The organism is Amphibacillus sediminis NBRC 103570 (genome assembly GCF_001552275.1).
Lineage (GTDB): Bacteria > Bacillota > Bacilli > Bacillales > Amphibacillaceae > Amphibacillus_B > Amphibacillus_B sediminis.
In genome coordinates this window covers 102,235-115,732 of sequence record NZ_BCQW01000004.1, presented here as the reverse complement: position 1 = coordinate 115,732, position 13,498 = coordinate 102,235, and the positions used below count along the sequence as shown (strand labels likewise).

At 42.8% G+C, this 13,498-nt stretch carries 19 protein-coding genes; all 19 read right to left on the bottom strand.

Going from position 1 to position 13,498, the window contains the following annotated elements; all coding sequences use genetic code 11:
* A complete protein-coding gene (locus tag ASE01S_RS04860; protein WP_067839173.1) occupies positions 1-345 on the bottom strand; it encodes a hypothetical protein in 345 nt (114 codons plus the stop codon).
* The gene (locus ASE01S_RS04855) at positions 342-773 is read right to left on the bottom strand and encodes an HK97-gp10 family putative phage morphogenesis protein (RefSeq protein WP_067839169.1); all 432 of its coding nucleotides are present in this window, start codon (positions 771-773) and stop codon (positions 342-344) included. Before ASE01S_RS04855 ends, ASE01S_RS04860 begins: the two co-directional genes overlap by 4 nt.
* The gene (locus ASE01S_RS04850; protein WP_067839166.1) at positions 766-1,101 is read right to left on the bottom strand and encodes a head-tail adaptor protein; all 336 of its coding nucleotides are present in this window, start codon (positions 1,099-1,101) and stop codon (positions 766-768) included. Before ASE01S_RS04850 ends, ASE01S_RS04855 begins: the two co-directional genes overlap by 8 nt.
* Before the next feature lie 3 nt (positions 1,102-1,104).
* Complete coding sequence (locus tag ASE01S_RS04845; protein WP_067839163.1) at positions 1,105-1,422, bottom strand: head-tail connector protein; 318 nt, start codon at positions 1,420-1,422, stop codon at positions 1,105-1,107.
* Between the two features lie 19 nt (positions 1,423-1,441).
* Positions 1,442-1,822: a head fiber protein gene (locus ASE01S_RS04840; RefSeq protein ID WP_067839161.1), complete on the bottom strand. Its 381-nt coding sequence runs from the start codon at positions 1,820-1,822 to the stop codon at positions 1,442-1,444.
* Between the two features lie 12 nt (positions 1,823-1,834).
* Positions 1,835-3,040, bottom strand: a complete 1,206-nt coding sequence (locus ASE01S_RS04835) for a phage major capsid protein (RefSeq protein WP_012102984.1) — start codon at positions 3,038-3,040, stop codon at positions 1,835-1,837.
* Positions 3,041-3,058: 18 nt separating this feature from the next.
* Positions 3,059-3,748, bottom strand: a complete 690-nt coding sequence (locus ASE01S_RS04830; protein WP_067839158.1) for a head maturation protease, ClpP-related — start codon at positions 3,746-3,748, stop codon at positions 3,059-3,061.
* Positions 3,749-4,993 (bottom strand): phage portal protein, encoded by a 1,245-nt coding sequence (locus ASE01S_RS04825; protein ID WP_012102986.1) that lies wholly within the window; start codon positions 4,991-4,993, stop codon positions 3,749-3,751.
* A 50-nt stretch (positions 4,994-5,043) separates the two neighbouring features.
* Positions 5,044-6,648 (bottom strand): terminase large subunit, encoded by a 1,605-nt coding sequence (locus tag ASE01S_RS04820; RefSeq protein WP_041700827.1) that lies wholly within the window; start codon positions 6,646-6,648, stop codon positions 5,044-5,046.
* Between the two features lie 88 nt (positions 6,649-6,736).
* Entirely contained in the window at positions 6,737-6,925 is a 189-nt protein-coding gene (locus ASE01S_RS04815; protein ID WP_018664388.1) for a DUF5049 domain-containing protein, read from the bottom strand.
* A gap of 131 nt (positions 6,926-7,056) precedes the next feature.
* Complete coding sequence (locus ASE01S_RS04810; protein ID WP_245630321.1) at positions 7,057-7,377, bottom strand: gamma-glutamylcyclotransferase family protein; 321 nt, start codon at positions 7,375-7,377, stop codon at positions 7,057-7,059.
* 38 nt (positions 7,378-7,415) lie between these two features.
* Positions 7,416-8,315 (bottom strand): amidoligase family protein, encoded by a 900-nt coding sequence (locus ASE01S_RS04805; RefSeq protein WP_042679856.1) that lies wholly within the window; start codon positions 8,313-8,315, stop codon positions 7,416-7,418.
* A gap of 145 nt (positions 8,316-8,460) precedes the next feature.
* Positions 8,461-8,688 (bottom strand): DUF4314 domain-containing protein, encoded by a 228-nt coding sequence (locus ASE01S_RS04800; protein WP_039652078.1) that lies wholly within the window; start codon positions 8,686-8,688, stop codon positions 8,461-8,463.
* On the bottom strand, positions 8,685-9,377 hold the full coding sequence (locus tag ASE01S_RS04795) for a virulence protein (RefSeq protein ID WP_067839154.1): 693 nt from the start codon (positions 9,375-9,377) through the stop codon (positions 8,685-8,687). Before ASE01S_RS04795 ends, ASE01S_RS04800 begins: the two co-directional genes overlap by 4 nt.
* Before the next feature lie 100 nt (positions 9,378-9,477).
* Positions 9,478-10,722 (bottom strand): site-specific DNA-methyltransferase, encoded by a 1,245-nt coding sequence (locus tag ASE01S_RS04790; protein ID WP_067839151.1) that lies wholly within the window; start codon positions 10,720-10,722, stop codon positions 9,478-9,480.
* On the bottom strand, positions 10,703-11,878 hold the full coding sequence (gene metK / locus ASE01S_RS04785) for a methionine adenosyltransferase (RefSeq protein ID WP_156655709.1): 1,176 nt from the start codon (positions 11,876-11,878) through the stop codon (positions 10,703-10,705). Before metK ends, ASE01S_RS04790 begins: the two co-directional genes overlap by 20 nt.
* A gap of 17 nt (positions 11,879-11,895) precedes the next feature.
* Positions 11,896-12,447 carry a P27 family phage terminase small subunit gene (locus ASE01S_RS04780; RefSeq protein ID WP_067839148.1) on the bottom strand — a complete coding sequence of 184 codons (552 nt, stop codon included), beginning with the start codon at positions 12,445-12,447 and terminating at the stop codon, positions 11,896-11,898.
* Positions 12,448-12,559: 112 nt separating this feature from the next.
* Positions 12,560-12,919, bottom strand: coding sequence for an HNH endonuclease (locus ASE01S_RS04775; protein ID WP_042679870.1), 360 nt, complete (start codon positions 12,917-12,919; stop codon positions 12,560-12,562).
* 120 nt (positions 12,920-13,039) lie between these two features.
* Positions 13,040-13,498, bottom strand: coding sequence for an ArpU family phage packaging/lysis transcriptional regulator (locus ASE01S_RS04770; protein WP_042679872.1), 459 nt, complete (start codon positions 13,496-13,498; stop codon positions 13,040-13,042).

Genomic DNA, 13,498 nt, shown 5'->3' with positions numbered 1-13,498 from the left:
TTAAACCTCCTGTAATTCATATTCTTTTGCCACATCAATGGCATAATGATGGTAGTCCGTGTCATCCTCATGTCCAATATAACGACGATCCGTCACGGTAAAGTCTGCATCCAGGAACGCACGGACAAGCTGATTCTTTCGTACTTGATAGTTATTTTTGCTAAATAACGAAAGCCGTGCTTCCTGTATTTCATACTGTGGACGATTGTCTGCGTGAACATCAAAGGTATCCGAAAGAGGTGTGATAACAACATACTCATCAGGGGCTTTGTCCTTGAACACACCCGTTTCCACAAGAATACCTAGACCATCCACAATTCTATTTAGTTCCAATAATATACTCATAGACTGTTAATCTCCTCCTCCAGTTTGGCAGTCATGGCCTCCACACACTGCTTTCTTGATTTAGATTTTGCGGGTTTTAGAAATGGCCTTGCAGGTTGCCCATGTTTACCATATTCAATGATATTAGCAATTTTTGCATTGCTACCACCATCGCTTCTCGGTTCTGAAAACCCAACCTTGACATTATAATTACCTCTACGGTCTTGTTTTGCTGAAGTAACACCAAGGGAGGATACAAGTTCTCCCGTGGATTTGGATGGGTATTTTGTTCCCTTTCCAACAACAGAGCGTAGATTATCTTTGACTTTATCAAGCACAACTTCGCCACCAACTTCTAGTACCTTTGGGATAATCACATCAGTTTGCTCAGCCAATTTAGATACCTTAAGAAGAAAGTCCTCAGGCATTCTTACATCCATTTTAGCCATTCGATGCCACCACCTTTTTTGCTAAAACCTCAATATACATTCCTCGGCCTTTTACATCTTCTACACTGGTAATTTCATACCGCCCATCACTATCTACAATGACCATTTTTGTTGTCACATGGATACTAGGGATCCTTCGAAAACAAAAAAGAGCGGTTGCTTCAGAAAATACCGCCCTGTTTGCCCATTTCTCATTACCATGTCGTTCTTCCTTATACGCACGAACCGAGGCAATAATAGTGTCACTGAGTGTACCAAAGCCCTCGCTATCCTTATCGTTTTCAACGGAAACTATATCGATAAAGGTATTCATTTTCCCATAACTCATAGGCTACACCTTCCATTCACGATCTAACCGAAGTAGTAGGTTCACTGTGTTCCAAACCTGCTGCCCCGCTTGTACGCTATCGGCGAAGAAACCAGCCGTCGAGCCATCTCTGCTTTCGTAGAAATGACTCGACAGCATGATTACTGCCTGTTCAGTAGTTGGGGGCATAATATTCTCAGTGTAATAACCCTCAGCAACATGCTGATAACTTTCCGCATAAGAGACGGCGGCTTTGATGTAATGCAGCAGAAGTCCATCGTCTGCGTCATGCGTCAGGATCAGATTTGCTTTTACTTTAGGGAGAAGATTATCAGTTGTCATGCCGTCCGCCTCCTTCCGGTCATTCTTCGTCTGCAGCCATTAACCCAGCCGCTTTTAGTCTAGCGAGCAGAGCATTAAAATCCGTGACAAGAGTGGCTGTATCCTCGGCTATGCTGTCGGCTTGATTAGCAGCCATTTTTACCAGCCCAGAGACTGACTCCGTAGCATCGGTAGGATATGTTGGAGCATACAGTTTACCATCTTCACCAATTTTGATTTCGACAGTATCACCCTCATCAGCAGCTGCGGCTTTTACACCACCGAGAGTCTCCTCTGTTGCCACGAGAAGCGGATTGGCGGAGAGCCCCGTTACCGAGGCTCCTTCCTTGATTTCAAGTGTTCCGCCTATAACAGTTTTTTCTCCGCCTTGTTCGGTATAATTCTTAGTGTTATAGCTCATAACGCACCTCCATTAAGCTTTCTGCTGAAGTACTTTTATGGCTTCAGGTAGAATTAATTTTCCATCCACACGCTGAGTTGCAACAAAGCCTACTTGGCCAGTAACAGCATAAAGTTCATTAAGCCTCTTAAATACACGACCCTGACGATCAGCTACCCAGTAATAACTAAAATCACCAAATGCGATACTCTTCGCAGCTGCAGCAATAGTTGGCATATATGCAGAAGTATACAATGGTCGATTGAGGATAGTATCCGGTGTACCTGCCTGTAAGGAAGGTTGCCATAGGTACTGTCCTTGACCATCCTTTAGTTTACGGATTGCTTTTACAGTGGCGTCGTTCATAACGAATACAGCCTTATTACGGTAAGGTGCCTTTAATGAATAGAACAGATCAAGAACCTCGTCCATAGTGATTGCCGTAGCACCTGCAGTAGTTACACCAATTTGGGCACCACCTGTAGAAGCAAGGATACCTGTCGGTTTTCCAGATCCATCACCGGTAAAGAAAGCTTCTTCCTCTTTGTTACCGATACGCCTTGCAAACTCCTTAGAGATGTAGGCTTCAAGATTGAACACAGAATCGTTAAGAAGCTCCTCGGAAACTTTGATCATGGTAGCGAGTTTGTAAGCTCCTATAGAAACCTGTCCGAAACTATCATCGCTATCTGGGATAGTGCCTTCTTCATCCACCCAAGAAGCAGTACCTTTTGTAGCTACAACAGGAATTTTCCTATCACCAGAAGATGTATTGATAACATTGGCCAGTGAACGGAAAATGTTCTCTTCCTCAAGAGCCTCTACTAAGGTACGTTCAAACTCGTCAGGCACAAGATAACCACCCTCGGAGTCTGTACCGATTTGAAGGGCATTTCTTACGTTTACATCAAGACCTTCCCCTGCACGAGTACGCATAGCATTCCAGAATGCTTTCTTGTACTCTGCAGACGCACGTCCTGTCTTATCTTCAGCATGTTTGGACGGTGTGTTTGTAATAGGGCTACTAGTGGCTTTTGAAAGTTCTAAGTCAATAACCGCCTGACGTTCCAAACGTTCTATTTCCTTACCAAGTGCTACAACTTCAGCTTCCATCTTTTCATAGGTTTGTGTGTCCTCTGCGGATAACAATCCATCACCGCCACGTTTTGAATCAAGGAATGCCTTCGCCGCATCCCAAACCTTAGCGCGTTTCTCGCGCAATTCAAGAATTTTACTCATTGTATTTCCTCCTTTAAATTAGTGAGAAATTAAAGAAAGCCGCTTATCCAGCGACTCTATAGGTGTACCTGTCTTTTGTTTTTGTTTTTTGGGTAGTTTGCTAATAAGTGAGTTAGTAACCGCCATCCTGCTAAAGATAAGGCTATCTGCCAAATCCGGTGTTTCATTTTCCATAAACATGATCTTATCTGCAAAACCCAGTTCGATGGCTTTATTTGCATTCATCCATGACTCTGCATCCATCAGATGAGAAAGCTTTGTTCGAGAAAGACCAGTCTTTAACTCATAGGCATTAATAATACTTTCCTTAACTTCATCTAGTAGAGCTTTAGCTCGCAGCATTTCCTCGCTATCACCGATGGCAATGGTCGAAGGGTTATGAATCATGATCATGGATACCGGCGACATATATACATCTCCACCCGCCATTGCAATAACGGAAGCTGCACTTGCCGCAAGCCCGTCAATTTTTACAGTGACCTTTCCTGTATAGTCCATAAGCATGTTGTAAATCTGAGCTGCTGCAAACACATCCCCGCCAGGAGAGTTAATCCACACTGTAATATCACCGGTGCCAGCCAGCAGTTCATCTTTGAACATCTTAGGTGTGACCTCATCACCCCACCACGTTTCTTCGGATATCACTCCATTTAAATAGAGAGTGCGCCCTTCATCAGAATCTCGCACCCAATTCCAGAACTTCTTCATTTACTGACCTCCTTCGGTTTTGGCAAACGCTCCTGCGTCAGCCAATTTCGTCATATTTCCGTTAACCAGATATAAATCGCCACCTTCCTCAGCTGGGATACGGTTCATGTCCTCCAATTCACGGATATCATTAGCTGACATCCAGCCATTTTGCCGCCCGATAGCATAGCCATTCATTCGGCTTTGATAATCGCCGCGCAGCAGACCATCTAAATTGAACTTGATGAATACTGATGTTTTCTCAGAAGGCAAAATAAGCGATTGCTGGAGACTTTGCTCCCATCTCACCACCCACGGATCGAGAGTGTATTTTACAAACTCCAAAGACTGCTGCTCGATATTGGAGAAACTAGATTTCTCAAGATCTCCCACCATATGGGGAGGCACACGGAAAATCCTCGCAATCTCATTGATTTGAAATTTCCGTGTTTCTAAAAACTGAGCCTGTTCTGGAGGTATACCGATGGCTTGAAACTTCATGCCCTCTTCCAATACAGCGATTTTATGTGCCTTAGCTGTGCCTTGGTAAGCACTATTCCAGCTATCCTTGACTCTCTGTATGTCTTTAATTACTCCTGGGTGCTCCAGCACACCGCCGGGATTGGCTCCATTAGCAAAGAATGCCGCACCGTATTCTTCGGTAGCAAGTGACATACCGATTGCATTTTTTGCCATAGCAATAGGGCTATAGCCAATGAGTCCATCAAAGCCTAAGCCTGGTATGTGAAGTACATCATCTTTGCGAAGTGTGACATAGCCTCCCTTTGGATTTAGGCCACTTTCGTCTGTATCCCGGTAGTAGGTATAAACCAGTTCACCATTTGATGCTCGACTTACTTCCATCTTGTTAGGAAGTAGGGGATAAAGCGCAATTGCCTGGCCACGACCATTTCGAACTATCTGTGCATAAGCATTGCCCCAAAGTAAAAGATGACTCATCAGTGTTTCTCGAAACACAAATGAAGTCATCTCTGGATTTGGTTCATCATGAAGAAGGTAATACAAAGGGTGGAACGGAATCTTTTCTTTACCTCCATCAGAACGATATCTATATACATGTAGTGGCAGTCCAGCAATAGCTTCAGCTAGTATTCTTACGCAGGCATACACCGCTGTTGCTTGCATTGCAGTACGCTCATTTACTGTTTTGCCAGATGATGTACCGCCGAATAGGAAGGAAAATGCGCTACCCACACGGTTTTGCGGTTTGTCCCTTGAACGAAACAGTCCTTTTAATAAATTCATAGGCCTCACCTCCAAATTGAAAGAATTACACCACAAACAATCATCGAAATTTATAGAATTATTAAACCTCTCTCGTCATACACCGAGTCTCCACTATTACCTGGTCCACAGCGGATGGCGCGGTCGAGTGCCATAATAGTTGCCACTGCTCCATCTATTTTTTCTGTACTTTTTTCCTTGTCCGGTTTTATATTTCCAGCCGGATCTGTTTTTATATAGATGTTATCCATCATCCACCGTAGTACTGGATGCCCGCCGTGTGCTATTCTTTCTTCTAATGTCAGTTTCATAAGTTCCTTTGTAGGTGGTGACATATCTTTAAAACCTTGACCGAAGGGAACTACAGTAAAACCTAACCCTTCAAGGTTCTGCACCATCTGAACAGCGCCCCAGCGGTCAAAAGCAATCTCTCGAATGTTGTACTTTTCCCCCAGTTCTTCAATGAATTTTTCAATGTATCCATAATGGACTACATTTCCCTCGGTGGTTAAAATATAGCCTTGCTTCTCCCAAAGGTCGTATTGCACGTGGTCTCGTCGCACTCGGAGGTCAATATTATCCTCCGGCATCCAAAAATACGGGAGAACGGTATATTTATCTGTTTCATCTTCCGGTGGGAACACCAGCACGAAGGCTGTAATGTCAGTGGTAGAGGATAAATCAAGTCCTCCATAGCATACTCTACCTTCAAGGCTCTCTGGTTTTACTGGAAACGCACAGGCATCCCACTTTGCCATTGGCATCCAACGGACAGATTGCTTAACCCACTGGTTCAGACGCAGCTGTCGAAAGCTATTTTCCTCAGCAGGGTTCTGCTTTGCACTTTCACAAGCGGCTCTAACTTTATCGATACTTACTGTAATTCCTAAGCTTGGATTTGCTTTCTTCCATACTTTAGGATCAGTCCAATCATCCTCTTCTTTGGCACCGTAGATTACGGGATAAAAAGTAGGATCGTATTTTCTGCCCTCAATAATATCAACCGCTTTTTGGTGTGTTTCATAGCAGATACTCTGGGTATCCGTCCCTGCAGTGGTGATAAGAAAATATAGCGGTTGGGTTCTCGCATCACCAGACCCTTTTGTCATAACATCAAATAGTTTCCTATTTGGCTGAGTATGAAGTTCATCAAAAACAACACCATGTATATTGAAGCCGTGTTTTGAATAGGCTTCAGCCGACAATACCTGATAAAAGCTGTTGGTCGGCAGGTACACCAGTCGTTTAGTTGAAGCCAGCAACTTCACTCGTTTATTCAGCGCTGGACACATCCGCACCATATCGGCTGCTACTTCAAATACAATTGATGCCTGCTGGCGATCTGCGGCACAACCGTATACCTCTGCTCGTTCTTCACCATCTCCACAAGTGAGGAGAAGTGCGATTGCTGCTGCAAGCTCGCTTTTTCCCATCTTTTTAGGTATTTCTATATAAGCCGTGTTAAACTGCCGGTATCCATTAGGTTTTAAGATACCGAATAAATCACGGACAATTTGCTCCTGCCAATCGATAAGTTCAAAAGGCTTGCCTGCCCATGAACCTTTCGTATGGGAGAGTGCTTCGATAAAAGCCACAGCGTAATCAGCAGCGTCCTTATCGTAATATGACCCTTCAGCTATAAAGGCGGTCGGCTTATATTTCTTCAGTTTCCGCATAAACACCGCCCCTTTTATGGAAAAGGACATAAGAAAAGAGCCTCAATCCTATAGATGAAGCCCTTTTCTCTATCCTATTTAGATTTAGTTATTTCTTTTTATCCACTTCACCCGTCAGTATGAAATGGGCATATTCTGCTTTATGGTCTATTAAATAGACTACCAATTCATAAAACCCTCGTTCATTTGCCTCATACTGTACTCGGTCCACATCAAACATATTTGTGACTCCACTTTCTCGGATGGAAAGGATTTGTTGCTTAATTATCTCATTCATTGGCTACCTCCTCCGATTCTATTGAATCAGTTGTAGCTTTGCGCAGGATTTCCACATCGAAGCCCGCACTCTTATAGCCTTCTAAAATTGTACTGTAATAATAACAACTCGGCTGTCCAAGCGGTCTACCATCATTCATGATGTAGACCATTGCCTTGACGGTTTTGCCTCCCAACTTCACTTTTATTGTTTCCTTGCGATAAAGGAACGGCCATCCCCTCGTAACGGTCAAGTGCCGCTTCATCGGTCGGTGTAATCTCCCAAACTAAAACTGGTACGTTGCCACCCTCAAAAGGCTCGATTGTCGCCACAGCGCCCGCGTGTGCCCCTCTAAATAATAGGCGGTAGTCATTGATTTGGCTTGCTCCTACCACCTTCGCTGTGGGGCATCTGTCGGCCATTTGCTTTAGATTAAGGTTGGAGCCATAGGCAAGATATAATTTATTATTCATTGTAATCCTCCTTCTTAGCTTTGTGGGTTAGGGGCAGCTCAGGCCGCCCGAAACCGCCATGCAGCTGAACCCGAAAGTGCTGCGGTCAAATGCTCTCTGCAGTTTGCAAATTCATCACCAATGAAACCAATCCGGTTTAGGTAGGTTCTCATGGCAAATTTCTCGTTCTCCACCTGTGGCTTCTTTGCTGATGCACACTTTTGTGTTAAGGCTTGATGGTTGATGGCAAGCGCTAGAACAATGTAGCTTCTCATCTTTCCAGCATGAAGCTCGCTGTTAAAACCTCTAAGTTCAACTGTATGGTTTCCGGTAAAAAAGCTGTGAAGGTTGAGGAAATGGTAGCGGCTGTTGTGGTAATGAGTGCTTCTACTCTCGCTGTAACCCTCGTACCAAATGTCCTCAATTTGTCTCATGGTTTTAGGCTTTTTGTGGTTCATCTTCTCAACCAAAATGCTGTCCATCTTTTTGCAGTAGCGCATTCGCTCCGGTGCAATCTGTAGTGCTTTATAAAATAAGTCATTTTTACTTGCAATGATATTTATAAAGTTTCGAATACTTCTTGGGGTATGTTCAGCACCGTCTAGATGAATGTGAATGCCGCAAGATGTATTTGTAAAGGCTCCAGCTTTGCGAAGCTTTCTTACTAGCTCCTGCAAAGTTTCAATGTCCTCCCGGTAAGTTAGGATTGGGCTAACTAGCTCAACGCTATAATCTCTACCTGCAGCTACTTTTCTTCTACCTTCTTTTCTTTGACAGTGAATGCTCCCATCATACATAAATCTCCAAACTCTACCATCTGGAGTTTTTACCTTCTTAGTGTCGTAGTAAGTCCCGCCTTCACTATAAGTGCCTTGCAAAAACTCTGCAGCAACTCTGGCTGCCCTTTCCCTTGTAATCCCTGTAAATTCAATCTCGATTCCGAATTTTGCACTTAACATCGTACCTCACTCCTTTTAAAGTGTGTTTATCCTTTTGGCATGTACATATATCACTCTAAAAGGGTTAAATAGCAAGACAATTATTCGATATAAGGAGCATAATTTACACAGTTTTTCTTTACTTTTTCAGGATAAAACGTGTGCTTTATTCTTCAATCCTTCTGCAGGAATCCTCGCCATATACAATACCTAATGAGCTTCCAGAGTCCCAATTCACATGGATGGTTCCAATATCATCTACACTAATGACAGTTCCTCTCGTCCCAGGTTCCAGTTTGGTATAGGGATCATTCATCTTTACTAAAACCACTCGTGTTCCAGGCCTATAGATACTTCTGAGTTGTTCTAAGACATTAGGGTTAATGGTTTTCAAATTCCATCTACCTCCTCCTGCTTAGCAACTACACTTTTAAATGCAGAACTTCCGTTCAGTTTGGAAAGGAGTATCTTTCTTGCGGCCTTGTATTCTTCACCGATAAATCCTAACCTTAACAGAAAACAACGAAAGGCATACTTTTCATTATCCACTTCCTTAGCTGTGGCAGTGATTCTCTTCTGTTTTTTTGCCATATCACAAAGGGCTGTAATGAAATGCGTGTAAGCTTTAACTTTCTCAGCATCTTCATCAAAGGAAAACCAAGGGAATCGTAGAGTTTCCTCTGTTTGCTCAATAGGTAATTCCTCTACTCCAAGTGCTTTTTTAATGAGATCTCCTTTGCTTTCCAGAATCTTTTCCAAGTTACTTAAGGCAATGTCGGTGAAGTTTTCCTTAGGTATTTCAATTACCAACAAATCTGTATTATCTGTAAGCCCCTGTTCCAGGCCTTCTGGTTTCACATAAGTAAATCCTCGACTATTAAGTTCATCAAGCAGTTTGACCGCTTTTTCGCCCACAACACCCTCATCAAAAATAAGAGCACCTTCCTTATCCACTTCAAATCTGCCTATTTGATAAATAAATGTTGGTGCGCCTTTGTATTCAGGCTTTTCACCTAGTACTTTTCCAATCGCAGTAACGAGGGCCTTTCTCTCACCACCAGTACGATTAAATTCAATTTTCATCCTACATACCACCTTTCTTATTTGGTAGTACCATATATCACTCTAACGCTATACAATAGCAAGTTATTTCTGTGCAAAAATGAATTTAAAACTTGCTCTATCAATCTAATTCATCAGAAGATGTGGCTGCCACATTAAATGGAATCTTCTCTTTTTCTCGAATGACATATACCTCTTTATCTGTGCCAACCTGCTCGATGTAACGCTTCACAATAACATCGCAGTACTTTTCATCCAGCTCGATGGTATAGCAAATTCTATCGGTCTGTTCACAGGCAATCAGCGTCGAGCCAGAACCTCCAAAAGGATCAAGTACGATACTATTAGTAAGGCTAGAATTCATAATGGGGTAGGCAATTAAAGCAATGGGCTTCATAGTCGGATGATCTGCATTCTTTTTCGGCTTATCAAATTCCCAAATGGTTGATTGCTTACGGTCTGAATACCAGAGATGCTTCCCCTTCTTTTTCCAACCGAATAGCACCGGTTCATGCTGCCACTGATAAGGGGATCTTCCAAGAACCAATGACTGTTTCTTCCAAATACAAGTACCGGAAAGATAAAAGCCTGCGTCAACAAAGGCTTTTCTAAAATTAAGTCCTTCTGTATCAGCATGGAAAACATATATACTTCCATCTGATGCCAATACCGATTCGATATTCTTAAAGGCATCTAATAAAAATTGATAAAATGCGTCATTGGCCATATTATCATTTTTGATTTTCCCAGCGGTTCCTTCATAGTTGACATTGTATGGGGGATCAGTTACCACCAGATTGGCGACCTTTCCTTCCATTAAAATGTTATATGTTTCTTTTTTTGTGCTGTCTCCACATACCAGTCTGTGCTTACCAAGTATCCATACATCTCCTAAACGCGAAACAGCGGGCTTACTCAGCTCGCTGTCCACATCGAAATCATCTTCTCTTATTTTGTCTTTCAACGTATCCTTGAAAAGATCATCCAGCTCTCCGGGGTCAAAACCTGTGAGAGATACATCAAAGTCTGCGGCGTTTAAGTCTGTGATGAGAAGTGCCAGTTTTTCCTTATCCCAATCGCCACTTATTTTATTTAATGCGATATTGAGAGCCTTTTCCTTATCCTCATCCATTTCAACAACCACGCATTCTATCTCATCCATGCCCATACTCAGCAGGATCTTCAAACGCTGATGACCTCCGATGACTCTGCCTGTGGTCTTATTCCAAATAACCGGTTCGACATATCCAAACTCCTCAAGAGAGCGTTTAAGTTTCTCATATTCTGGATCTCCTGGCTTTAAGTCCTTTCTAGGATTATAATCAGCAGGGATTAGTAGCTCCGTTTTAATCTTCTCTATTAGCATACTTTTCCACCACCTCCCTTAACTTGCTGTATCTATTAACATCCTCCCAAGGAAACAGGTAGCTGTTAAAATGCCCGTAAACCGCTGTATCCGAGTAGAGGATATTTCTTAGATGCAGCTTTTCAATAATTGCTGCTGGTCTAAGGTTAAAAACCTCCTGAGCTGCAAGGGCTAAAATCTCATCAGGAACTGTTCCGGTTCCAAAAGTATTTATAGAAAAAGCTACAGGATTTGCCTTGCCAATGGCATAGGAAATAGCCACTTCACATTTCTCTGCCAAATCACACCACACAATATGTTTAGCAATATACCTAGCCATGTAAGCTCCGCTTCGGTCAACTTTGGTCGGATCTTTCCCACAAAGTGCTCCGCCACCATGTGATGCAAGTCCACCATAAGTATCCACCATGATCTTTCTTCCAGTTAAACCTGTATCTGCAGCAGGTCCTCCTAATACAAACTGTCCAGATGGATTAATAAGAATTTCTGTTTCATCATCAAAAGGGAAATCCTCAAAACACTGCCATAACACATTATTTAGAATATCTGATTTTAACTCTTCCTGAGTTTTATTCTTTTCATGCTGAACTGACACTACAATGGTCTTAACTCTCACTGGAACATCATCATTATACTCAATGGTCACCTGTGCTTTTCCATCGGGAAGGATACCTTTAATAAGTTTACCTTTCCTTGCCTCATCTAGTCTCTTTACAATTCGATGAGATAAGACAAGGGGAAGGGGAAGCATTTCTCTAGTTTCTATTGTGGCATACCCATACATGGTCCCTTGATCTCCGGCACCGACAGAACCATATTGTTCGTTTACACCATTTCGTGCTTCCAGTGCAGTATTTACACCAGCTGCAATATCAGGACTTTGATTGTGTACATATACATAAATCAAAAATTTCAAAGGATTATAACCCACTTGTTTTAATACATTCCTGACAATGTATCTGATATCAATTTTCTCGCTGCAGGAGATCTCGCCCGCCACGATAATTTTCCCTTTAGTAGCCATAACCTCACACGCTACGCGTGACGCTTTATCTCTTCTAAAGCATTCATCCAAAATATTATCAGCAATAATATCGCACAGTTTATCAGGATGTCCTGCACATACACTTTCTGCTGTTAAATATCTCTTACTCATCTCACATCTCCTTATTATTATTTACCTCTACGGGCAGTCAACAGTCGTTCCATCACATCATCCTGTGGATTTGTACCGGAATACTCTGTCGCACAGTTTTCACGAACAATCTGATATATTTCTATCCAGAGTCTGTTGGTTTGACTCATAAAATTATGGCTCATGGAAACGTATGGACTTTGGATAGCGTTGCCAGTAGTTGGATGCTTAGCAAGAAAACCAAACTCACTTATTGCTTCCTCACACTGTATCCACCTAGCAGCACTCATGGCATATCTTTCTAATAGCTGTGGTAGAACTAGATGTGCACACCCTCGCTCCTCAAGCCATTTCCACGTAAGCTCATAAATTTCGCTAGCTACTAAGGTTTTACCATCCTTTTGTACTGCTGAAAGCATAGCCCTTGGCTGTGGCATCTCCTGCCCTTGAAGTTCTGCGGTATTTTTAAATTCAACAACTTCCAGTTTTCTTTTTCCGGGATTTCCCTCAGCAATTTTATCTATAAGTGCTTTCTTTTTCTGGCCAGATCCAATACGGGCACCACCTCGATTTGTACCATCTTTGGCCATTAACTCACCTCTTTTCTTATTAAGGGGGTATTACCCCGTTTGAAACTGCGACTTTTTGCACGAAGCCCCACGCCCGTTGTCCACTTAAAAGGCTGTAGAGATTCGACTCCCCCTATCGGGATGGCCAACGGTCTCCATCTCTTGCTGTGATGGCAGAGTGACAAGGAGTACAAAGAGCCATCAAGTTACTTTCATCGTGTGTTCCCCCTCGCGACAAAGGAAGGATGTGATGCACTTCAGCAGCCGGTGTCAGCTTTCCCTGCCTTTTGCACTCTTCACACAGAGGATGGGCTGTGATGTAACCGTCACGTATTCTTTTCCACGCACGACCATAACGCTTCCTCGTCTCTGGATCGCGCTGATATTTTTCATATCGTGAAGCTTCCTTTTTGGCATGCTCCGGACAAAAGCGTTCATCTGTCAGCTCAGGACAACCAGGAGAAGAGCATGGTCGTTTAGGTTTCCTTGGCATTTCGCACCTCCATTTGGGTATAGAAAAAGCCCCCGCGGTTTTTCCACGAAGGCTCTCTACAGTTTTTCACAATACCATTGTATAACCGATTTCTAATAAAATCGTCCACGATATTACTCATTACTTTCCATAGAGCAGTAGCGCTAGATGCTGAAGCGCCCGATTCTTCTTGTTGTATGCAGAGGAACGTTCAATGTTAAAGCGGTCACAAATGTTATACACTGCATCTATCTGCTTTTGTTCATCATCCAAATAGAACTCCTTTAACACATACTGTTCATCCTCCGTTAAGGCATCCCACGCCGGTTGAAACCAGTCCATGTATTCCAGTGCTTGACGATAGCGTTCTTTCAATACATCAATTTCATTGATGCAGGCAATGAGCCTTTTCTCTCCTGCTTTTGGATCATGGGTCGATGGCATGCCATTTAGAACTGGAGAAGCAGTGGAACTCATTTCTTCGTTGAGAGTAGCAATGTCCTCATCAGTATGTTCTATGATGTACTTCATGCTGCTGTAATCTTTTAAGGCATTAATTGCCGCTGCTCTTTTATCTAAATACTGCCAGACAATGTTCAT